The organism is Actinacidiphila glaucinigra (genome assembly GCF_035918135.1).
GTDB classification, from domain to species: domain Bacteria; phylum Actinomycetota; class Actinomycetes; order Streptomycetales; family Streptomycetaceae; genus Actinacidiphila; species Actinacidiphila glaucinigra.
The window spans coordinates 7,899,221-7,921,891 of the sequence record NZ_CP109144.1; the positions used below are offsets into that span (position 1 = coordinate 7,899,221).

Here is a 22,671-nt window from a genome sequence, read left to right on the forward strand (position 1 = left end):
CGCACCCCACACCCGCTGTGAGTCGGCCCCCGGGAGATTCCCATGGTCGTGCGGGCCCCGGTGACCAGCCGCCCGCTCGCCGCCGCCGGGGCGCCTTGGTAGCGATCCGCGGAGGGCCCGCCGGGTCCTGAGAGGAAGCACGGGGCACTCCTTAGTGGACCATCCGGACCAGTTAGAGGATTGAGTATGCTGTTAGAGTCCAGATTGAATCGGTGTTGTGGACCTTTTGGTTCACTTTAGAGGACTTGCGGGTGGCCGCGTGTGGCGCGCGGACGACGATGGGATGCAGGGAGATGCCCGATGAAGGCGATTGTTGTGACCGATCAGGCCGCGGGAACGGCCGGAATGAGGCTGGCGGAGCGTCCCAGGCCCGAGGCGGCGGGGAACGACGTGCTTGTTGAGGTTCACGCGTCCGGATTCACCCCAGGGGAATTGACGTGGCCCTCGAACTGGACGGACCGCCTTGGCCGCGACCGAACACCTTCGATCCCCGGTCATGAGCTCGCCGGAGTGGTCAGTGCCCTCGGCTACGGCACGACGGGGCTGTCCGTGGGACAGCGAGTCTTCGGCCTCACGGACTGGACTCGCGACGGCACACTGGCGGAGTACGCGGCCGTCGAGGCACGCAACCTCGCGCCACTGCCCGGCGATGTCGCCTTCACGGTGGGCGCAAGCCTGCCGATCTCGGGCCTGACGGCGTGGCAGGGGCTGTTCGAGCACGGGCGACTTCAGCCGGGGCAGAGCGTCCTCGTGCACGGCGCGGCCGGCGGCGTCGGATCGATGGTGACGCAGCTCGCGCGCGAGGCGGGTGCTCACGTCATCGGCACCGGACGTGCCGCCGATCGCCGGACGGTGCTCGACTTCGGCGCGACGGAGTTCGTCGACCTGGACAACGACACGCTGGAAGACGTCGGCGCGGTTGATCTCGTGTTCGACGTCATCGGTGGCGACATAGGGAAGCGATCCACGAGCCTGATCCGAGCCGGAGGAACGCTGGTGGCCATCGCCGGCCCGCCGGAGACGCGACCTGTGGACGGTCTGGCCATCGACTTTGTTGTCGAGTCCGATCGCGTGCAGCTGCGTGAGGTGGTCCAGCGGGTGCGGGACGGACGGCTGCGCACGGTCATCGGCAACGTCGCGACCCTCGATGACGCTGTCGCGGCTTTCAACCCCACCGAGCGGGTCAGCGGCAAGACCGTCATCCGCGTTCGTCCATGAAGGCTCATCAACCCCCTAAGAGGACGATATAGTCCACTCGATGGTCGATAGGATCGCCCCGTCATCCAGACGGGGCCGGCACAGATACAGGAACAGCGATGACCAAGGTGCTGTGGACTGACGCGAGCGGCTCGATCAGAGTCTTCAAGGATGAGGACAACAGGTTCTACGAGGTTCAAGAAGGCGGCAACTATGCAGGTCTGCTCGCCTACGAGCGCAAGGGCACCCACTACAGCCTGACGCACACGTACGTTCAGGAGGGTTATCGGGGTCGCGGCCTGGGGACCGCGTTGATCCGCGAGGCGCTGTCCGATCTGGTGAAGGAGCGCGCGGCAGTCACCAACCGGTGTCCCGTCGTGGATCGCTTCATCGAGAAGCACCCCCGGTTCCGCGAGATCCTCGATCTCGGATCGACGGCCGTCGACGATGCCCACAACTGAGGCGCCCGCCTTCGGCGGAACGAGGCTTCCCGGGCGATCAGGTGGTGCGCGGTGGGGTCGGGAGAAGGCGCCGGCGAGCCGGTCCGGGTGAGGAAGTCACCGAGGGCCGGCGTGAGAGGGAACCTGGTGTCGATGGCATCGATGGCCGGCACCACCGGGATGACCCAGAAAGCGCCTCCACGGCGTCGCCGCGATCTAAATCGGACTATATAGTCCATTGTGAATCGACTCGTAGGTACTGAGGGCCGAGGCTGACGGCGGGCCGAGACGGCGACGCCGCGCGTCGACGCGCGGCCGAAGGCCGGTGGGCGGCAAGCGCACACGTTGCGGCAGGGCCGGATTGGCGAAGACCCATCCGCCTCGATTCCACATCTCTCAGAAGGGGCAGAGAATGGCGATCGCCAGCGGAGCCACAGCACGCGTTCGCATAGTCCAGGCCGCTGCGGACCTCTTTTACATCAAGGGTGTCAATTCGGTGACCTTGGATGACGTGCGAGCGGTGAGCGGGGCCGGCCAGTCCCAGTTCTACCGCTATTTTGCAGACAAGGACGATCTTGTGCGCAGTGTCATCGAGTTGCGTGCCCAGCAGATTCTCCACCGCGACCAACAGCACTTGGAACGGATGAACTCCTTCCGAGCCCTGGAACACTGGAACGATTCGATCATCCGCCTCAACTCTCTCCAGGACGGAGCCTACGGGTGCGCTCTGGGTGCACTCGTCGGATCCCGCGCGCCTCAGGATCCCGCGGCCCGGAACCTGCTCGCTGAGAAGTTCGGCGAATGGCAAGAGTTGATTGCGGCCGGCCTGCGCCGGATGCAGGAGAACGGCTCGCTCAAGGAGGGGGTCGATCCTGCAAAGCTCGCTGTGTCTGTGATGGCCGCACTGCAGGGAAGCTACTTGCTCGCCCAGATGGCACGCGACGTCGAACCGATGCGCATCGCCATGGACATGGCGCTAGCCCATGTGAAGACGTACACCGTGGACTGATACGCGGTGCGCGAGGCAGCACGAGAGGTCTCTCTGCGTCCGTCGCGCCGATCCCAGACTCCTCCTGCCGTCGCGGAGTGACAGCAGGACTGGACAGCCCCTTCGCTTCACACCGGACGCCATTGCCGAGTGCCACAGGAGAGGTGCCCGCCACAACCGGGGGCGGCACCGACCGGGCAACCGCCCGGCAGACCGCAAAGGACCAATGACATGAGCGACAACGAAGAGCCGTACGACATGGTCGTTTTCGGAGCCGGCAGCGCCGGGTACGCGGCCGCATTGCGCGGGGCCCAACTCGGGCTCAGCGTCGCCCTGGTCGAACGTCACAAGCTCGGGGGCACATGCCTGCACAACGGCTGCATCCCGACCAAAGCCATGCTGCACGCGGCAGAACTTGCCGATCAGGCGCGCCAGGCTCGCGACGTGGGGGTGCGTTCGTCCTTTCAAGGCATCGACATGGACGCCCTGCACGCTTACAGGAACAGCGTTGTCTCAGGCCTCTGCAATGGACTCACCGGCCTCGTTGACGCACGTGGCATCACCTATGTGGAAGGAGAGGGCCGACTGTCATCGGCGACCTCTGTCGATGTCGGAGGCCGCCGACTCACGGGCCGTCACGTCGTACTCGCCACCGGGTCCGTTCCGAGAACCCTGCCCGGACTGGAGATCGACGGACGGCGAGTGATCTCGTCGGACCACGCTCTCACCCTCGACCACGTCCCCAAGTCCGTGATCGTGCTCGGCGGCGGAGTGATCGGCGTCGAGTTCGCCTCCGCGTGGTCGTCGTTCGGAGCCCGGGTCACCGTTGTCGAAGCCCTGCCGCACCTTGTCCCGACGGAGGACGAGAGCGTCTCCAGCCGGCTGGAGACTGAGTTCCTCAAGCGGGGTATCACCCTCCACCTCGGTGTCCCCTTCGTCAGCAGCGAGTACACGCCGGACGGCATCCGCGTCCGTCTGGCAGACGGCAAGGCGCTGGAAGCGGACCTCCTGCTCGTGGCCGTCGGACGAGGCCCGGTTTCCCAAGGCCTGGGTTTCGAAGAGGCGGGCGTCGTCATGGACAAGGGGCACGTGCTGGTTGACGAGTACATGCGCACCAGCGTCCCCACCATCTCCGCTGTCGGGGACCTGGTCCCCACTCCGCAGCTTGCACACGTCGGATTCGCCGAGGGTATCCTCGTCGCCGACCGAGTGGCCAGGAAGACGGCTGTGCCGATCGACTACGACGGCGTCCCGCGCGTCACGTTCTCCCGCCCTGAGATCGCGTCGGTCGGCCTGACAGAGGCCAAGGCCAAGCAGGCGTACGGGGCCGAGAACGTCGACTTCGTCGTTTACGACCTCGCGACCAACGCCCGTAGCCGGACGTTGAGAACGGAAGGGCACGTCAAGGTCGTCCGGAAGAAGGACGGTGCAGTCGTCGGCGTTCACATGATCGGCGACCGGATCAGTGAGCAGATCGGGGAAGCGCAGCTCATCTACAACTGGGAAGCGTTCCCTCAGGACGTCGCCGGCCACGTCCACGCCTACCCGACACAGGGTGAGGCGCTCGGTGAGGCAGCTCTCGCGCTGACAGGCAAACCGCTGCACTTGCACGTCTGACCCTGTGAAAGCATCGCTCGGCGACCACGATGCGTAGCAGTCAATCCCGTCACCAGGCCGCTGGACCTCGCCATCCACGGTCGCCTCTTCTGTTGAGGCCCATATAGTCCCGGCTCCACGACGCGACTCCTGGTGGCATGTCTTTGACCTGTGCATCGTCGTGTCGCTGATCGGAATTTCCAAGAGCAAGAGGACTTGACAGTCCCGTTTTGTCTCTGGGAAGCTTGATGAGAATGCGTCGCGACGAGTGGCCTTCGCGCGGAGCGGGAGCTGCCCGACTCACTCCCAGGGCCCGGGCTCGCAAGGGGCCGCGGTGCGCGTAAGCCGTCCATCCCTTCATCCGGATGGGGGCGGCTGCGTTCCCCGGCGGACGTGAGGCGATTCCCTTTGCGGTGGTCGCTCCGATCGCCTCGTTCGCCGCGTCGACCGGCACCCGATCGACAGACCGCAACCGTGTCCGCCGGCACCGCGTACGCGGCACCGAAACGACAGCCCACCTGCAGCGAAGGCAGCAACACGCAGGGAAGGAACAAGAAAGTGAACGACACCAAGACCAAGCAGTCCACCGAAGATCTGGCGATCCTCGAGCAGCTCAACAATGAGTATGTCCGCTCCGACCAGTTCAACGATGTCCGGCGCTTCAGCGAGCTGCTCGCCGAGGACTTCGTCGTGCAGACTCCGGGTGTCACGCGCAACCGTGCCGAGTTCCTCGAATACATCGCCAAGCCGCGGCCCTTCAAGGATCTCGCTGTGCACGACGTCAGGATCCGCATCCTCAGTGACGTTGCCCTGATCCACGGCCGCGCCACGTACACCATGCTCGCCGACGGAGCGGCTCAGGAAGCCCTGTACACGGACACGTACCAGAAGCGTGCGGGCGGCTGGGTCTGCGTCTCCGCCTGTGCGATCGCTCCGGGCACCTGACCCGGCCACGCGGTCGAGACTGCTGGTCGCGAGGCAACCCGCCCTCAGGCAGGGACCCGTGCCCACAGGCACGTCACGAGACGGCAGCAGGCCGAGACGACGCGGCGCCTCGCTCCAGTACGCACCCGCGTCGGGACAGGTTACGAACACGACCAGCGGAATCGGCGCCGGTGTCGCCGCCGACGCAGTCGGCCACGCCGGCGCTGTCCGCATGCGAACAGGCCGCGACCCGTAATCCTCACTCGCACGCCCTGCCGCAGGCAGACGAACAGCTCCCGAGGACTTCGGTCGGGAAACGCGGCGGGAATGACGTAGCGCGTCGCGCTCGTGCGGGCCGGAGCGTCCACGACCGACATCGGGACCTGACTCACCGACTCATGGAAAGGCACCGCTCGATGCAGGACCTGGCTCCAGTGATCAATGTGACTCGCGGGGGCAGACCGCTCCAGCCGGCATTCTCCTCCGCGGTGGTCTCCCTGGTGGCCTCGTTCGCCGCGTCGGCCGCACCGATCCCCTTGTTCAACACCTACCGGGCCGAGGACGGGTTCACCAACGCCGGCATCTCACTGGCCGTCGTCAGCAACTCCGTCGGCACCATCGCCGGACTGTTGGTGCTGGGACGACTGTCCGGCCATCTGGGCCGACGGCCCACCGCGATCGCCAGTCTCGGCCTGCTCCTGCTGGGCTGTCTGCTGCTGCTGAACGTGCACGACATCGGGACCCTGCTGGGTGGTCGGCTACTGATGGGGGTCGGCACGGGGGTGGCCGGCAGCAGCCTCACCTCGTACATCGTCGACGCCGCACCCACCAGGCCGGAATGGCTGGCTTCCGTCGCCTCCAGCCAGGGACCCATGCTCGGCCTCACCCTCGGCGCCGTCGCCTCCGGCGCCCTGGTCCAGTTCGGCCCCTGGCCACGCCACCTCATCTACCTGGTGTGCGCCGGCCTCCTCGTACTGGGTGCCGCGCTCATCGTCACCAGCCCGGAAACCGCGAAGCCTACGCCGGGCGCTTGGCGATCACTGCTGCCCCGGGTCCGCATACCGGCCCGGGTCAGGCATCTGCTCCCCGTCGCCGCCGCGGTGTTTCTGGCCACCTGGGCGACCGGGGCCTTCTACCAGGCCTTCATGCCCGCACTGGTCGCAGATCGATTCCACACTCACAGCCCGCTCACCCTCGGACTGTTGTTCGCCTTCTACATGGCCCCCAGCGTTCTCGGCGCTCCCATCGGCGGTAGGTTCACATCCGCGGCCGCCCAACGAATCGGCATGATCATCTTCCTGGCCGGATGGATCGGCATCATCACAGCGATCGCCATGGGCACGCTGGCGTTGTTCATCGCCGCAACCATCATCGCCGGCACCGGTCAAGGCATCGCCATCAGCGCCGCCACCCGCGGCCTGCTGCACGACAGCACCCTCGCCGACCGGGCACCGATCTTCAGCGCCATCTACCTCCTCTGCTACAGCGGAGCCGCCTTCCCCAGCCTCGTCTCCGGCCAACTCTCGAACGTCTTCTCGCTACCGCGGATCGCCCTCGGATACGCCGTACTCGCCATCGTCGCAACCCTCTTCAGCGTCCTCGCCGCACGCGACCCGCACCCTGACATGACCGGGAACAGGCGGCGCGGTGAGTGATCACGACGAACCTCGCCGGCATCCGACCTCACGCGACCATGAGCAGTCCGCGAGCGTCAGCCCCGCGGTGGTGCTCTCGATCGTCGGCGCCGACCTGGTGCCGGACTCGGTGTACGACCGCGCCAAGGTGCTTCAGGAGGACGTCCTCAAGGCCGGTCCCGTGCCGTACTCAAACCGGGAGTACTCCGACCTCGTCGCGGGCGTCCCGGAACCTATGAGTGACCAAGGGCCACACCCGTTCGTCCGAACCCACCTATCTATCGGGTCCCCCCAACAGAAAGTGTGACAATGACGTTCAATTTCGGGGCCGAGGCGTCCGCCCGTGAAGAGAACAACGCTGCGCTCATCGCTGCTTTGGCCGAGGCAAGTCTTGGCGAGGCGGAGTCCAGTTGGGTGCTCGACGTCGTCCACGACGCGGAGCGCGGTCGCTGGATCGCCGCACTCGGTGACGAAGGGATCGGCGAGCTCTCGTACCGGTTCGTGGGCGGCCGCGTCGTGCTGTTGACGACCTGGGTAGACCCCGCCTACCGCAAGAATCGGGTGGCCACGGAGCTCATCTCTCGCGTGCTGGACGACATCCGCGAGAGCGGGAAGAAGATCACCATCATCTGCCCGGTGGTGGGTGCGTTCATCGACCGCAACCCCGCGTACGCCGACCTCATCGATACGGTCCATCCCGGCGCCGGCGCCTATCCCGAGCACGAGCTCGCGGAAGGCCGCCACGACGATGTGCCGAGGACTTCGGTGAGGAAGGGCGGCGGGGATGTCCTCACGTCCACGCCGCGCTCGAACGGGCCAGAGCGTCCATGACCGAGGTCGTCCCATACGGGTCTCGTCGCGGTCTCCGATCGGGACTGGACTTCCCTCGGCGGGCGAAGGCGGTCCGGCGGAGTAGGTGACCGCAGGGGGACGCTTGCGTCCATTATTTCCCGAGGTCTCAACCGTCACGGATGGTGTCTGCCTGCGTGGACGCCGGACGACCAGCCAGAGATCAGAGGACTATTTGGTCCGAAAAAGTGGCCGATCTGCGGTACCTTGGAGGAAAGGCGGTCCCCTGCGGACAGCCAAGCAGCGAAGCCTCACAAGGATCTCCAGGGCGGTAGGCACCATGCACGCAGGCGTCGAGATCTGGTGCTCGCCCCGGTCCGGCCACACAAAGAGGGGTCGAGGCCGGAGCCGGTCAGCCGAGGTACTGCGACATTCCCGCCGTCGGCTCGGCCGGTACACCCGGCCGATTGCCGGGACCCCTGTCGAGGCCGCGCACACGGCCGGTAAACCCTCACCGCACGAAAACGATCACTCGGGAAAGGTCCGTCATGCCGGGCTCCGAACTCCATGAGAAATTCATGGCGCTGCACACCCGCGACGGCGGCCTCGTCATGCCGAACGCATGGGACGGCCTCTCGGCGCTGATGCTGGCCGACGCCGGCTTCGAGGCGATCGCGACGTCATCGGCGGCACTCGCCACCACACTCGGCCGGTCCGACGGGCGTCACGAAGTGACCTGTGGTGAGCACCTTGAACATGCGCGGCTGCTCGGCCGTCTCACCGGGCTGCCCGTCAACGGGGACTTCGAGGACGGCTACGGCGACACACCCGAAGACGTCGCCGCGACGGTGGAAGCCGCCGTCGAGTCCGGACTGGCCGGTATCGGGATCGAAGACACCTCGGGCAATCCCGATCAACCGATCCGCGGCTTCGACGAGGCAGTCGACCGCATACGCAGCGCCGTCGAGGCGGCCAAGGGGCGCATCGTCGTCACCGGCCGCACCGACAACTTCATCCAGGGGCGGCCTGATCTCGACGACACCATCCGGCGTCTGACGGCCTTCGCGGAGGCCGGCGCGGATGTGCTCTATGCCCCTTACCCACCCGACCTCGACGCACTCGTCGCGATCGTCACCGCCGTCGCGCCGACACCGGTGAACGTCCTCATCTCGCCGGCGGACAAGGTGCTGACCGTCGCCGAACTGCAGAAGGCCGGGGTCAAGCGCATCAGCGTGGGTCCGGCGCTCTACACCCACGCAATGGAGGCACTCGACCAGGCCGTCAAGGCTCTCGTCGCGGGTGACCTCACCACCGCGACGACAGGAACCAGCTTCGAGCGCATCGGCGAACTGCTTGCCCGCCGCAGATAGCCCAAACCTTGTGAATCACGCCCCTCACCCACTCATCGCAACAATAGGAAGATCGACATGAATCTCGATAAACTCATGAACAAGCATCTCACCAGGTATTTCGATCCCAGCAAGACCATTCCGGCGGAAACCCTTCAGCAGCTGCTGCGGTTCCTGCGCTCCACGCCGTCATCGGTGAACGTGCAGCCCAACCACTTCTACGTCCTCGCCACGCCCGAGGGCAAGGAGCGGCTCGCCGACAACCTGGGCGAACGATTCCGGGACAACGCCGAGAAGATCCTGAACGCGTCGCACACCATCATCCTGACCACCCGGGCAGATCTGCCCGACGCCCACCTCGAGGCGGTGTTCGCAAAGGAGAGGGCCGATGGCCGGTTCCCTGATCTGTCCAAGCAGGAGCTGTGGGAATCCATGACCCGGGACTTCCTCGACCTTCGCAACTACGGCTACAAGGACCTGAACCACTGGATGGAGAAGCAGACCTACATGGCGGTGGGTCTGACCATGATGGCGGCCGCCGAGCTCGGCGTCGAGGCCACGCCGCTGGAGGGGTTCGACCCGACCCGTGTCGACAAGGCCTTCAAGATCCGCGAGAGCGGACACACCACGACGGTGCTGCTGGCCCTCGGCTACCCCGACCCGGAGAAGGTGTACACCACCCCGGTCTCGCGCTTCGACGCGGACCAGCTGTTCACCTTCATCTGAAAACCCACCCGGGACCCAAAACCCGCCACACACAACCAGGAAGAGCCATTTCGATGAAAGCCATTGTGGTCACCGACCAGGCTGCGGGAACGGCCGGAATGACGCTGACGGAGCGGCCTGAGCCGCTCGCGGCGATCAACGACGTCATCGTTCGGATCCATGCATCGGGCTTCGTCCCCACAGAGATGGAGTGGCCGTCCACCTGGGCCGATCGCGCCGGCCGTGACAGGACACCGTCGATCCCCGGCCACGAGCCGGCCGGAGTGGTCACCGCTCTCGGCTACGGCACGACGGGGCTCTCGGTCGGGCAGCGGGTGTTCGGCCTCGCCGACTGGCACCGCGACGGCACCCTCGCGGAGTACGTGGCGATCGAAGCACGCAACCTCGCACCGCTGCCGGGCGACGTCGACTTCACGGTAGGCGCGTCCCTGCCGATCTCAGGTCTGACCGCGTGGCAGGGCCTGTTCCAGCACGGGCGCCTCCAGGCCGGCCAGACTGTCCTCGCCCATGGCGCAGCCGGGGCAGTCGGGACAATGGTGACCCAGCTCGCGCGTGAAGCCGGCGCTCACGTCATCGGTACCGGACGCGCCGCCGACCGCGAGAAGGCGCTCGACTTCGGCGCGCACGAGTTCGTCGACCTCGAGACCGACACGCTGAAAGACGTCGGCGGCGTCGACCTGGTCTTCGATGTCATCGGTGGCGACGTTCAAAAGCAGTCCGCCGCCCTGATCAAGGCCGGAGGAACACTGGTGTCCATCGTCGGCCCGGTCGAAGCACGGCCCACTGACGGCCTGGCCGTGGACTTCGTCGTCGAGGCCGATCGCGCCGAACTCGGCGAGATCGTGCAGCGGGTGCGGGACGGACGGCTGCGGACCAACATCGGTGACGTCGCGAGCCTCGACGATGCCATCAGCGCCCTCAACCCGACCACGCGACGCCTCGGGAAGACAGTCATCCGCGTCCTCCCGTAGGTAGTGGACCGCCACCGTCCGAGCGGCAGGTCATGGTCCTGATCCACGCCCACGGCCATCGGCCACCGACAGGCGCACGGACCCGAACCGACACACGCCAGGCACTCGAACCGACAGAGGAGTCGATCACTTTGGACGGACAGGAACTGCAGAAGATCGCGCGCGACCACACCGCGGAACTGCCCGGCACCGACCAGGAGCATCGTCCCGACTGGGAGTTCCACAAGGTGGGCGGCAAGGTCTTCATGCTCATGACCGACATGCCTGGACGCCCCGTCCTGATCCTGAAGGCCGATCCGGACGACGCCACAGCCCTGCGTGAGCAGTACGCGGACATCACCGCCGGCTACCACATGAACAAAAGACACTGGATCACAGTGGAAGGTGGAGACACCGTCGACGACAAGCTGGTGAAGGAACTCGTGACCGACTCCTACCGTCTGGTGGTCGGCGGACTTCCCAAGTCCAAGCAACCCGTGGATCCGCACACCTACAACCGCCACACCTGACCCACGCCTGACCCACGCCTGACCCTCGACATGCCCATACTGCGACGCAGCGTCGCAGCAGTCATCTGGAGCCTCCCATGCGCGTTTTCGTCACTGGCGCCAGCGGCAGCATCGGCTCGGCTGTCGTTCCCGAACTCATCGCCGCCGGTCACGAGGTCCGCGGCCTCGTCCGCTCCGATGCCGCGGCTACGGCCGTCGCCGCCGCCGGCGGGACGCCGCTCCGCGGCGACCTCACCGACCTCGACAGCCTCCGTGCCGGCGCCGCGCAGGCCGATGGTGTCATCAACCTGGCCTTCAGCAACGACTGGAGCAACTTGGAGCAGGGCATCGACGAGGAAGCGCGCGCCGTGCAGACCCTCGCGGCCGCACTCGAAGGCAGTGGCAAGCCGTTCGTGCATGCCGGCCTCACACCGATGGTGCCAGGCCACACCTCCACCGAGGAGGACCGCGACACCGCCAACGGTCCGGTCGGTGGCCGCGGCCGCACTTCCGACGTGGTGCTGGCCCTGGCCGCCCAGGGCGTCCGGTCCTCTGTCGTGCGACTGCCGCGCTCCGTGCACCAACGCGGGTCGGCATACGGCTTCTGCTCGGTGCTCATCGCCGCCGCGCAGAAAACGGGCGTGGCCGCGTACGTCGGCGACGGCACGCAGCGATGGCCGGCGGTCAACCTGCTCGACGCCGCCCCACTGTTCCGCATCGCACTCGAGGACGCTGCGCCGGGCACGGTCCTGCACGCGGTGGCCGACGAGGGCGACACCATGAGGTCGCTGGCCGAGACGATCGGCGGCGTTCTCGCGGTGCCGGTCGAGTCGGCGCCGCCTGAGCGCTTCGGCCTCATCGGTCGCGTGTTCGCTCTTGACATGCCATCGTCGAGTGCGCTGACCCGGGAACGGTTCGGCTGGGAGCCCACCCACCCACGCCTGATCGACGACCTCGCTGCCGGCGACTATCCGGCCCTGGGCTGAAAACCTCGGGATGCCGCCGGGACCGGACAGGGTGAGTGACCACTGGCCTTCCGCGTACGCGCGCTCGTCGATTCCTCGGGCAGGACGGTCGGCGAGGGGGCGCGCGCCGCCTTCGGCAGGAAGCCCCGCGTCCACCCGTCACACCACCGTGACGCGTCCCGGCCCCGGGGCCCGCCGGACGGATGTCCGGCGGGCCGGTTCGGCGGTCGTGAGGCCGGCTACTTGATCAGGTAGGCCTTGAGCACGGTCTGCTTGAAGGAGTTGCCCGCGGCGTCCTCGACGCGGGTGCGCAGCGACACCGAGCCACCCGAGGAGTGCTTCGGATGCGAGACCTCCACCGTGCGGTGCAGGCCGGAACCCCTGACCTCGGCACGCCGCCAGGTCCTGCCCTCGTCGTAGGAGACCTCGACGGTGAACTTCCGGACGGCCGACTCCGGGGCTCCCGCCTCACGCTGGACGGAGGCGGGGATCTCCAGCGTGCTGCCGGCCTCGGCACGGTTCCACGCGTCGAGCTCCGGGGACATGCGGACCGCGTACAGCGGCAGCGGCTGGACCTGCTCGGTTGTGGCGGAGCGGAACCGCCATTCGGCGGATGTGCTGGTCGAGATGTCGCTGAGGCCGGGGTCGCGGTCGTAGGTGGCCTTCAGGAGGTAGTCCGCGGGGGTCGGGTCGTCCGGAACCATGATGTCCGTGAAGGGGTAGTCGGAGACCACCTCACCGTTGCGTCGCAGCTCACCTCGGAGGAGGCCGGTCTCGCTGCCGACAAGGGTGTCCGGATTTCCGTTGGCGCCGATGTGCATCATGAAGTCCATGCGGTTGCCCTCCCGCCGGTCATGTGCCGCACCCGGGATGATGCCGAACGCCTGGACCGCTCCGTTCCAGCGCTCCTGTGCGGTGGTGTGCGCCCGGTAGGTCCGACGCTCCCCGATGTAGAGCTGTCCCGGGACCTGTGTGCCGTCTCCCCCGAACACCGGGCTCTGGTCGAAGCCGGGCTGCCATTCGAGGCCGTCGGACACCGAGAAGTAGTCGGTCCGCCGGGAGGGGACGGGAACCGAGGCGATCTTGTCGGTGGCCCAGTGCTGCCCCGCGACATAGGTGTCGAGCACACGGGTCGCCGTGGTCCCGGCACGTGCCGCCGCGAACGTGGTGTCCACCTTCGCCAGGTCCGAGGTGCGCGGGTTGTAGCCCGGGACCTCGGGGATGCCGCCGACGACCGACCGGGTGAGGTGGTAGGTGACGGGAGTACGGGTGCGGTCCGCGGGCGTCTCCCAGTTGGTGGCGAGGGCGTACGCGAACCCGGTGTAGCCGGTGTTCGCCGTCGGCAGGGCGTAGACGTCGTCCAGGTACGCGCGGCCGATCGCACCCGGCAGCTCGACGCCCATGTTCACACCCCTGCTGACGGTGCCGACGCTCGCCCGGGTGATGCGCAAGGAGGACCGGGGAGCCGTGGCGGTGACTTTCTTGGCCTCGCGCGCGTCGAAGGTGACGGTGGTGTCGTCGAGCATGTCGATGCGGGGGAGGCCCACGACGGTGGTCTGCGTCCTCGACGGATCGCCGGAGGGCGAGTCGAAGACCAGGCCCGAGACCGACCAAGTGCCGCGGGGGACCCGGACCTTGCCGGTGCCGTCGGCGGCGATGTCCACCGGACGGACCGCAGCCTGCTTGCTGTCGAGCGTGTCGACCGAGATGGCCGCGGAGGTCGGCGTGCTGCCGGTACGGCCGATGACCTTGAAGGCCAGGTCGTAGACGGGCTCCTCGATGTCCATGCCGATCGGGGTCCGGACGGAAACCGCGCCGTCCTGGCTGACCGCCCTGACCGCACCGCTGAACGCCTTGTAGAGCGTGCCCGCGGCCTCGGGGGTGCCGGTCAGCGTGACCGTGCGCGAGCCTTGAGCGGGAACGGTCACCTTGTCGGCGCTCAGCTGGAAGAGGCCCTCCGGGGCCGCGGCGGAACCGTCGTAGGTGACGTCGGTCGACAGGTCGAGGGTGACCGGCTCACTGCCCGGGTTGCGGTAGGTGAGCGTCTTGGACACCGGGGGCCGGCCCGCGTTGTTCCAGCGGATCCGCTGGAAGTCCAGCCCGCCGGGCTCGGCGCTGACGGCCTGACTCGACGCGCGGTCGACGTCGACCCGGCCCGCGCCCTGCCAGTAGGCACCTCGTTCGAGGCCGCCGACCGTCGTGCTCATCAACTGGGTCTTGATCTGCTCCGGCGTCCAGTCGGGGTGCTCCTGGAACAGGATGGCCGCCGCGCCGGCCACGTGCGGCGATGCGACGCCGGTGCCGCTGTCGTAGATGTAGTAGTCGCCCGGGCCGGTACCGCCCGCCGAGGCGGCCAGGACGTTGGATCCGGGGGCGACGATGTCGGGCTTCAGGCCCCAGTCGCCGATGCGCGGGCCCTTCGCCGAGCCGCCTATGCGGTCCTCGTCGAGAAAGGTGCCTCCTACGGCCAGCGCCGCATCCGCCGAGGCCGGCGAGGCGAGGCTCTGGAGGGTGTCGCCGAACCCGGAGGCCGCCACGACCAGGGTGCCGTACTTCTCGCTGACGGACGCGACCGCGGCCTCCAGCGCGTCCTGTTCGGGGGTGTCGATGTCGTACGGGCTGAGGCTGATCACCTTCGCGCCGCGCTGGGCGGCCCACTCCATGCCCGCGATGATCCCGGAGTTGGGACAGTCACCACTGGCGTAGCAGACCTTGCCGACCATCAGTTCGGCCCCGGGAGCCACGCCTTTGCGCAGCCCGTCCGACGCGGCCCCGGAGCCCGCGATGATCGAGGCGCGGTGCGTGCCGAAACCGTTGTGGTCCGCCATGTCCGGGTCGGTGGTGAAATTCGCGGTCTCGGCCACCACACCCTTCAGGTCCGGGTGGTTCGGATCGTAGCCGCCGTCCAGGATCGCGACTTTGACGCCCTTTCCGGTGTAGCCCCTGGCCCAGGCCTGAGGGGCGCCGATGTGCGCCACCGTCTGGTCCAGCCTCTTGCCGGCGCCTCGGCCCCCGCTGTGCGACGGCGAACGGTCCTGGGGGATCTTGGCGGTGCCGTCCAGCCAGATGTGACGGATCCCCTGGCCGAGCGTCCGGGCACCCGCCACGGCCGGGGCAAGGTCCTTCCAGAACTGGCCCGCATCACCCGGGCGTCGGGTGACAGCGGCGAACGAGGTTCCCGGGATCGGGTGGACCTTCTCGGCCCCCGCCATCGCGTGCCGCGCCTGAGCGGTGCGCGCGTCACCGGTGTACTCCACGATCAACGGGAGTCCGGACGCGCGGGCCCGCTTCTGCTTGAGCAAGGTCGAGACGCTGAACAGGCGTTGGTCCAGCCGTTCGGCAGCGACCAGGGGCAGCGCGTCGGCCGGAGTGACGCTCCACCCGTCCGGGCTCCTGTGCTTCACGAACGCGATGTGCTCGCGTCCAGGTGCCGGCGCGACAGCGATGCTCTGGTCACCTGACGGGGTCTCCGTCACGGTGACGCGGTCGCCCGTGATCAGGGTGAGTTCATGGGAAGCGAAGTGGACCGCCTGGGCCGGCGCCGTCGCACCTGACCGAGCCGGCCCCTGTGCCGAAGCGGGGTTCGTCACGGCAAGCGCTATGAGCGCGGCCGTCAGAACCCCGGCGCCGGCGTATCGCCGGCCGGGAGAGAAATAAATCATTGCCGGTTAATAACAGGGCCACATATTGCCGGGCAACAATTCACCGCAGAGTCAATAATCGGTCATCGCCGATCCGTTTGTCGCCGTTCACGCGATTTCGGTACGTCGCGGCAAGTCGCGACAACAGGTGCCGGAAAACGACCGACACGCGCTCGCGGCGAGCGATTTCCGCAGGTCAGACCCAAGCGACCCGGCCGACTCGACTGGATCGCCCGACCGTGGACAGAAAGCTCCGCCAAACCCTGGGCACGCTCCGGCCGTCTCCCTTCGACCACTTGACGCAAAAGCGCCATGTCCACACCTCGCCACGCCCTACTTCCCTCGGCCGGGAGAAACAACAGCGCGACAGGTGCCGCTGTGCTCATGGTCACTGAGGCGAGCCAGCCGCCTCTGTGGCGGATGATGCGACCGGAGGGGCTGCGTACCGGGTAGCCCCCTCCGGGGCCGCCCCGCCGGCGATTCCGCGGGCGGGGCAGGGCGTAGGCAGAGCTCCCGGATGAGGTGCATGTGGTCCCGCCTGTCGTATCCGTGGCCGCGGCCCGATTCGGCTCGAACGGATCGGGTTGAGGTAGCGGCCGTCGGTAGGTGGCCGCCGGGGTGACAGCCGGGGTGACGGTTTGGGGGCTCCGGCCGTTACGCGGGGCTGCTCGTGCTCGAGCGGCCCGCGCGACGCCTGTCGCTTCGGCCGCGGATGCTCAGGGCGATGACGGAGACCAGGAACCAGAAGGCGCCGAAGGCCGAGTAGCCGGCGACGGTGGACAGGCTGCTGGTCGCCGAGGCGGCGCCGGCGGCGATGGTGGCGCCGGCGAGTACGGACTGTCCACCGCTGATGACCATGGGCCACTGGGCGCCGACGGTGCGCCGGCGTCGGATCGCCACGACGAGCTGGACGGCTCCGGAAAGGAGGGCCCAGACGCCGAACACGAGCAGGGCCGTCCCGATGGTGGAGAAGACCGCGATGATCATTCCTGCGGTGCTGGCCAGGTCGAGCCCCATGTTGACCGTACTGACGCGGTTCGCGGAGCCGGTGCCGGCCAGGCGACGCTCGAGGAGCGTGGCGATGGCGTCCCACAGGGGGTAGACGACGAGAAGCACGGCCGCGCTCACCGTGGGCCTGTCCGTCGACACGAGCGAGGCGGAGGTCGTGAAGACGAGTGCCACCCAGATCAGGGAGAAGACGACTCGGATCAGGTGGAGCGATCGGAGCCCGGAAGGCCTCGTCGTGGCCGTGGTCGAAGGGGCCGAGGTTACGGTGGTCTGGGTCATCGGGTGTCCCGTTGTGATCGTGACGGTGTGAGGCGGTCGCCTCGATGACGAGTCTCAGGGGCCTCGGGAAGGGCCGTGTACTTCGAACGAAGTAGTTCTGCCATCCGCTTCGACGGCACGCGTTCTGCCGACCGACCGCGGCAACCTCGCGGTCTACATCATTCGAAGTACACGGCCGCCGCACACGTGAACGAGAATCGGTTCATGGTCAAGGCGCAGAACAGTCAGGACGGGCTCGCGGCACCGCTGTGGGTCCGCCGCCCCGAGGTGCTGCACCGAGTCGCCTATGCGCTGGCCGCTCTGGTGTTCACCGGACAGATCGTGGCGGTGGTCCTGAGAGGCGCGGACTGGCCGACGGCCCTGTCCGTGCTCCTCGCCGGCGGCGGTGTCACCCTCTCGTGGTGGAAGCCGTGGGCGGGACTGGTCGTGACGAGCGCGGCGGCCTTCGCCGTCACAGCGGTGGGTCACGACCCCCTGTCGGTGTGGATGATGGCGGTGCTCGTACTGTTCTCGGTCACCCTCAGGGGAAAGCAGCCGCTGGCCGCAACCGGCATCGTGGCGGCGTTCTTCCTGGGGGCGTTCATGACGGTCGGAGGATTCCGTGGGGGCGCGGTCGTGGGAGCCGCCGCCGTCTTCTCGGCTGTGGCAGGAGGTGCGACAGGGGCCGCGCTCCGCATCCATCGAGACCACTGGTGGACCCTGGAGGAACGGGCGGAGAGCGCCATCGCCACCCGCGAGATCGAGGCCACCCGACGAGTGACCGAAGAACGACTCCGCATCGCACGAGACCTCCACGACGTCATCGGCCACCAGGTCGCGATGCTGAGCCTGCACCTCGGTGCGGCGGAAATCGGGCTGCCGGAAGACGCCGAGTCCGCCCGGCAGGCCCTCGTCTCAGCCAGGTCCAGCGCCCGCACCGTCGTCGTCGAAACGCAGCGCATCCTGGCGCTCCTCCGCCTCGGGGACGACATCTCCGACGACGAGGCGCTCCGGCCGACCCCGGCGCTCAGCGGCCTGGAGGGACTCATCGCCTCCTTCGAGAGCATCGGCCTCGGCATCCGGCCCTCCATCGACATCCCCGCCGGTTTCGTGGAGCCCAGTGTCGGCGTGACGGTCTACCGGGTCGTTCAGGAGGCACTCACGAATGCCTACCGGCATGGAGAGGGGATGGCAACGGTGGATGTGCGCGAGCACGACGGCAGGATCTGCGTCACCGTGGAGAACCGCGTCGGTCGCTCACCCCGCGGCTCCGACTCGGGCAGCGGACTCGGACTCGTGGGAATGCGCGAACGCGTCGAGTCCTCCAGCGGGCGGCTGACGATCGACAGTCACGACGGGCGATTCCGGGTCCACGCGGAGTTCAGCCCCCTGGGGGCCGTCGTCCGATGACGCGGATCCTGATCGTCGACGACCAGGACGACATACGGGCCGGGATCCGGGTGATGCTCCGCCTCGACCCGGGTCTCGTCGTCGTGGGTGATCTCTCCGATGGACTCCAGGTCGTCCCCTTCCTCCGGGAGCACCCCGTCGACCTGGTCCTGATGGACATCCGGATGCCCGGTATCGACGGTGTCGAAGCCACCCGCCGGATCCGCGCGGAGCATCCGCCCGAAGAGACGCGGGTGATCGTGCTGACCACGTTCGACCAGGACGACATCGTTCTCGCCGCCCTGCGCGCGGGCGCCAACGGTTTCCTGAGCAAGACCGTGAGCCCCGCTGAACTCGTCGCCGGAATCGCCGAGGTCGTCGGCGGTGGTGGTGCGCTGTCGGCCGCGGCAACAGCTGCGCTCATCGGTCACATGACGGACAGGCCGCCGCCGGTGATCGACCGGGAACTGCTGCAACGCTTCGGCGCTCTGACCCCCAGGGAGCGGGACGTGGTCGTTCTCATCGCAAGCGGCCTCGGCAACGACGAGATCGCGGCCCAGATGTCCGTGTCGCCGTTCACCGTGAAGACGCATGCGGTGCGGGCCATGACGAAGGTCGGCGCACGTGATCGAGCGCAGCTCGTCTCGTTCACCTTCCGGGCCGGCCTCTACCCCTGAGCCGGGCGCGTCATCCGCGGTGCACGCCGGTCCTCGCGTCCCGTGGTCCTCACCGACCGGTCCCGGACGTGGGAGGGCCACCCGTACGCGAACCCCCAGGAGGAGGGGGCCCCGCGTACGGGTGGCCGCGGATTCGTTCCCCAGGCCGGAACCGCGGAGGGCGCGAGCCCTCGAGTGCGGTTCCGGCCCGGTGCGGACTACTTCGTCAGGTAGGCGTCAACGATGGTCTCGTCGACGGTGTTGCCCTGCTTGTCCACGGCCTGGGCCTTGAACGACACGCTGCCGCCGGCCTTGGGGTTGCTGACCTGCACCCGGCCGTCGCAGACGTTGAGCTTCTGCCAGTTGGCTCCCTTGTCGTAGGAGGCCCACACGCTCAGCGACTTGAGGTTCCTGCCCGCGGCGGTGCCCTTGACGGTCACCGGCACCCACGTCTTGGCCCGGGCCTTGCCCGTGTTGTCGAGGGACAGGGCGGGGGTGAAGCGCACGACGGAGGTGGGGAGCTTGGTGATCCCCGGGGCGTACTCGGAGGAGAACGTCCAGCTCGCGGTCATGCTCGTGGAGACGTCGGCGACCGTGCCGCGCTTGACCGAGACGGTCAGGCGGTAGTCGGCCCTCTCGTTCTCCGCGATGTAGAAGACGTCCATCGGGTAGATGCTGGAGTTGACGAGCTCACCGTTGCGGTAGAGGGACGTCCGCGCGCTCTCGATCGGCGAGTTGTTCTCGCTGATGTTCCCCTCGCTGTCGGAGAAGAGCGGAAGCCGTCCGTCGATCGCCTCGTCGGCCCGGAGCAGTCCGATGAGTCCGGCGCCCTCCGGGAGATCCGGCCCGAAGACACCGACGTTGAACACGTGCTGGTAGGAGCGTCCGGGCTTGAACGTCCTCGGCAGCGCGTCGTAGCTGGTCTCGTAGGAGTCGTTCGCGTCGACCTGCATGAAGCTCAGCTGCCACGAGGGGTTCCCCGAGAGCAGGTGCAGGGTGCCGGTGTAGGGCAGGGCGTGCACGGTGCCGAGGCCGGCACCGCCCTCGGTGATCGGCGTGACGAATCCGAACTTGCCCTTCGCCGGGGCTCCGAGCTTCGCCTGGACCTTGGCGAACTCCCGGGCCTTGGCGTGGTGGGTGAAGCCGGTGAGGTACCTGTCACCGGTCGGCTGGTACACCAGGTGGTACTCGTCGTGCCCGTTGACGCCGGTGGAGAACGTGGTCATGAGTTGCTGCGTCAGCCGGTCGCCATCGGCCGCCTTCGGGCCGAGGTGGGCGGTGCGGTACTGGGCGAGGGAACTGGTGAAGACCCCGTAGCGGGTGCCGAATCCGTCGGGCAGCTCGATGCCCGCGCTGAAGAAGCCGAGGGCCGGCTGCGCGGAACGGTCGGGGACGGTGATGTCGAGCGCCTTGGCGGTGCGCGCGTCCACCGTCACCACGGTGTCCTTGGTGACGTCGAGGTTGGGTTGGTTGAACCAGTCACCGCCCTGGCCGTACGAACCCTCCGGGTCGACCCGGACCATGCTGTTGAGGAAGTACCGGCCCTTGGGGACGCGCACCGAGTGCGTGTCGCCGTACAGCACGGTGTTGGCGCCCTTGGCGGGTCCTTCCAGGCCCTGCAGCTGGGCGTCCCAGGCGGGGGCGGGCGCGGGCTTGCCCTTGCGGTCGAGGGTCTTCACCGTGACGGTGTACATCTCCGACTCGCGGTCCACGGCCAGCGCGGTGCCGACGGTCTGCCCGTCGCCGGCGGCCGTGATCCGCCCGGTGAAGGCACCGGTCGTGTCACCGCCGAGGCGGGTGTCGGCGGTGACCTTCACGGTCGCCTCGCCGTGCGCCGGGACGGTGACCTGGTCGTCCGCGGTGAACATCCCGCCGGGTGCGGGGTTTCCGTCCGGTCCGGTGGCGTCCACGGTCAGCTTCAGGGTGACCGGGGCACTGCCCGTGTTCCGGTACGTGAGGTCCTTGGTGAGCGGCTGGTCGTCGGTGTGCGGCCACTGCGCGAGTCCGAACGAGAGCGAGGTCTCGCGGGCGACGACGGTCTGCTTGATCGCGTTGCGCAGGTCGACCCGGCCCGAGCCCTGCTCGAAGGGCGTGTACCCGCCGGGCGTCGTCGAGGAGACCAGCGCGTCCTTGATGTCCTCGCCGGTCCAGTCCGGGTGCTGCTGGACGAGGATGGCGGCGGCGCCGGCGACGTGCGGGGTGGCCATCGAGGTGCCGTTGAGCGCGATGTAGCCGTCCGCGACGGAGGGGGCGACCGTGCTCAGGTAGCTGTCGTGCGCGGCCGCGGCCCCGATGGCCACACCGGGCGCCGTCAGATCCGGCTTGATGCCGCCGTCACCGACGCGCGGGCCGGTGCTGGAGAACGGGGCCAGCTTGTCCTGCTTGTCCACCGCGCCGACGGTGAGGGCGGCATCGGCGCTGCCCGGGGAGCCGACGGTGCCGGCTCCCTGCTCGCCGTTGTTGCCGGCCGCGATGACGAAGAGGGTTCCGCTCTCGGCCGACAGCCTGTTGACGGCCTCCTCCGCCGGATCGATCTCCGGGGAGTCGTAGCCGCCGAGGCTGAGGTTGACGACGTCGGCCTTCTCGGCGACGGCCCACTCCATGCCCGCGATGATCTGGGACATGCTGCCGCTGCCGCTGTCGCCGAGGACCTTGCCGCTCAGGAGGCGGGCCCCTGGCGCCACGCCCTTGTACGTGCCACCGGACTTGGCTCCGGTGCCGGCCGTGATGGATGCGACGTGCGTGCCGTGACCGAACCGGTCCCCGGTGTCCGGCGAGTCGGAGAAGTTCTGCTCGGCGACGACCTGTCCGGCCAGATCCGGGTGGGTGGTGTCGACACCCGTGTCGAGGACGGCGATACGCGTACCGGTGCCGTCGAAACCCGCCGCCCACGCCTCCGGGCCGCCGATCTGCGGGACGCTCTTGTCCAGGCTCGCCAGCACGACGCTGTCCAGCCACACCGAGGCGACACCCGAAGCCACACTGCGCTTCATCGCGTCGGCGGACCCGCTGGTGACCGCCGCCCACAGTTCCGCACTGCCGTCCGCGGGCGCGGCGACGGCGTCGGCGTTGACACTCGGCAGCGTGCGCTCGACCTTGGCACCCCCGGCGGCGCGCAGCGCCGACCTGGCCGCCGGACGGGCCGCGTCGTACATCACGATGAGCCGCAGGTCATGGCGATCCGCGTAGGCCGGCGTACTCAGCGTGGTGATGTCGAACAGACGCCGGTCCACCCGGCCGCTCCGGACGAGGTCCCGAGCGTCATCGGGCAGGGCGTAGGTGTGCCCGTCGCGGGTCTCCACCCGGATGGGTATGTCCTCGCGGCCCTCGGCGGGACGCGCGGCGACGATTTCGCCCTTCGCGTTCACCGCGATCCGGTCACCGGTGATCAGCGGGATCCACCGCTGCACACCCGCCCCGGCCGAAGCGCCCTTGATCTCGGGGCCCGTCCCGAAGGCCGAGGCCGAGGCCGAGAGCTGTGCGGCCGACGATGCCGTGCCGGTGGGGGCGGCAAGTGCCAGGGACGCCGACGAAGTAGCGGCGACCAGCAGCATGCTGATTCCCAGGACCGTGCCGAACGCAGGTCTCTTGGACGTGAATTTCACGGTGTCCTCTCGCTCATTCACCCCGCGCCGACGCGTGGGTTTCACGG

Annotated in this window: 17 protein-coding genes and 1 pseudogene; 15 read left to right on the forward strand and 3 right to left on the reverse strand. The window is 68.2% G+C overall.

The genetic code is table 11. The annotated features are described in order from the left end of the window. Positions 1–300 precede the first annotated feature (300 nt). The 13 genes and pseudogenes from OIE69_RS35715 (at position 301) to OIE69_RS35775 (ending at position 12,088) form a co-directional block, all read left to right on the forward strand. Positions 301–1,218, forward strand: coding sequence for an NADP-dependent oxidoreductase (locus OIE69_RS35715; RefSeq protein ID WP_326578789.1), 918 nt, complete (start codon positions 301–303; stop codon positions 1,216–1,218). A 98-nt stretch (positions 1,219–1,316) separates the two neighbouring features. Beyond that, positions 1,317–1,658 carry a GNAT family N-acetyltransferase gene (locus OIE69_RS35720; RefSeq protein WP_326578790.1) on the forward strand — a complete coding sequence of 114 codons (342 nt, stop codon included), beginning with the start codon at positions 1,317–1,319 and terminating at the stop codon, positions 1,656–1,658. 391 nt (positions 1,659–2,049) lie between these two features. Beyond that, complete coding sequence (locus OIE69_RS35725) at positions 2,050–2,646, forward strand: TetR/AcrR family transcriptional regulator (RefSeq protein ID WP_326578791.1); 597 nt, start codon at positions 2,050–2,052, stop codon at positions 2,644–2,646. Between the two features lie 210 nt (positions 2,647–2,856). Then, positions 2,857–4,242: a dihydrolipoyl dehydrogenase gene (gene lpdA / locus OIE69_RS35730; protein WP_326578792.1), complete on the forward strand. Its 1,386-nt coding sequence runs from the start codon at positions 2,857–2,859 to the stop codon at positions 4,240–4,242. Positions 4,243–4,779: 537 nt separating this feature from the next. Further along, positions 4,780–5,166, forward strand: coding sequence for a nuclear transport factor 2 family protein (locus tag OIE69_RS35735; RefSeq protein WP_326578793.1), 387 nt, complete (start codon positions 4,780–4,782; stop codon positions 5,164–5,166). Positions 5,167–5,579: 413 nt separating this feature from the next. After that, positions 5,580–6,800, forward strand: a complete 1,221-nt coding sequence (locus OIE69_RS35740; RefSeq protein ID WP_326578794.1) for an MFS transporter — start codon at positions 5,580–5,582, stop codon at positions 6,798–6,800. Positions 6,801–6,861: 61 nt separating this feature from the next. Further along, a pseudogene (locus OIE69_RS35745) lies at positions 6,862–6,972 on the forward strand (LysR family transcriptional regulator); the annotation flags it as partial. Between the two features lie 116 nt (positions 6,973–7,088). Beyond that, complete coding sequence (locus OIE69_RS35750) at positions 7,089–7,610, forward strand: GNAT family N-acetyltransferase (protein WP_326578795.1); 522 nt, start codon at positions 7,089–7,091, stop codon at positions 7,608–7,610. Between the two features lie 536 nt (positions 7,611–8,146). Continuing rightward, entirely contained in the window at positions 8,147–8,938 is a 792-nt protein-coding gene (locus OIE69_RS35755) for an isocitrate lyase/PEP mutase family protein (protein WP_326578796.1), read from the forward strand. A gap of 75 nt (positions 8,939–9,013) precedes the next feature. Beyond that, positions 9,014–9,643, forward strand: a complete 630-nt coding sequence (locus tag OIE69_RS35760; RefSeq protein WP_326578797.1) for a nitroreductase family protein — start codon at positions 9,014–9,016, stop codon at positions 9,641–9,643. Positions 9,644–9,696: 53 nt separating this feature from the next. After that, entirely contained in the window at positions 9,697–10,614 is a 918-nt protein-coding gene (locus OIE69_RS35765) for an NADP-dependent oxidoreductase (protein ID WP_326578798.1), read from the forward strand. Positions 10,615–10,745: 131 nt separating this feature from the next. Beyond that, positions 10,746–11,123: an MmcQ/YjbR family DNA-binding protein gene (locus tag OIE69_RS35770; protein WP_326578799.1), complete on the forward strand. Its 378-nt coding sequence runs from the start codon at positions 10,746–10,748 to the stop codon at positions 11,121–11,123. A 77-nt stretch (positions 11,124–11,200) separates the two neighbouring features. Beyond that, entirely contained in the window at positions 11,201–12,088 is an 888-nt protein-coding gene (locus tag OIE69_RS35775) for an SDR family oxidoreductase (protein ID WP_326578800.1), read from the forward strand. A 218-nt stretch (positions 12,089–12,306) separates the two neighbouring features. Here OIE69_RS35775 and OIE69_RS35780 read toward each other — a convergent pair whose 3' ends face one another. Continuing rightward, positions 12,307–15,471 (reverse strand): S8 family serine peptidase, encoded by a 3,165-nt coding sequence (locus OIE69_RS35780; protein ID WP_326578801.1) that lies wholly within the window; start codon positions 15,469–15,471, stop codon positions 12,307–12,309. 891 nt (positions 15,472–16,362) lie between these two features. After that, positions 16,363–16,995, reverse strand: coding sequence for a DUF308 domain-containing protein (locus tag OIE69_RS35785; RefSeq protein ID WP_326578802.1), 633 nt, complete (start codon positions 16,993–16,995; stop codon positions 16,363–16,365). 204 nt (positions 16,996–17,199) lie between these two features. On the opposite strand from OIE69_RS35785, the gene OIE69_RS35790 reads away from it, so the two are divergent. Continuing rightward, the gene (locus OIE69_RS35790) at positions 17,200–18,384 is read left to right on the forward strand and encodes a sensor histidine kinase (RefSeq protein WP_326578803.1); all 1,185 of its coding nucleotides are present in this window, start codon (positions 17,200–17,202) and stop codon (positions 18,382–18,384) included. Then, the gene (locus OIE69_RS35795; protein WP_326578804.1) at positions 18,381–19,040 is read left to right on the forward strand and encodes a response regulator transcription factor; all 660 of its coding nucleotides are present in this window, start codon (positions 18,381–18,383) and stop codon (positions 19,038–19,040) included. Before OIE69_RS35790 ends, OIE69_RS35795 begins: the two co-directional genes overlap by 4 nt. 197 nt (positions 19,041–19,237) lie before the next feature. On the opposite strand, the gene OIE69_RS35800 is transcribed toward OIE69_RS35795, so the two are convergent. Next, positions 19,238–22,624 carry a S8 family peptidase gene (locus OIE69_RS35800; RefSeq protein ID WP_326578805.1) on the reverse strand — a complete coding sequence of 1,129 codons (3,387 nt, stop codon included), beginning with the start codon at positions 22,622–22,624 and terminating at the stop codon, positions 19,238–19,240. Positions 22,625–22,671 lie beyond the last annotated feature (47 nt).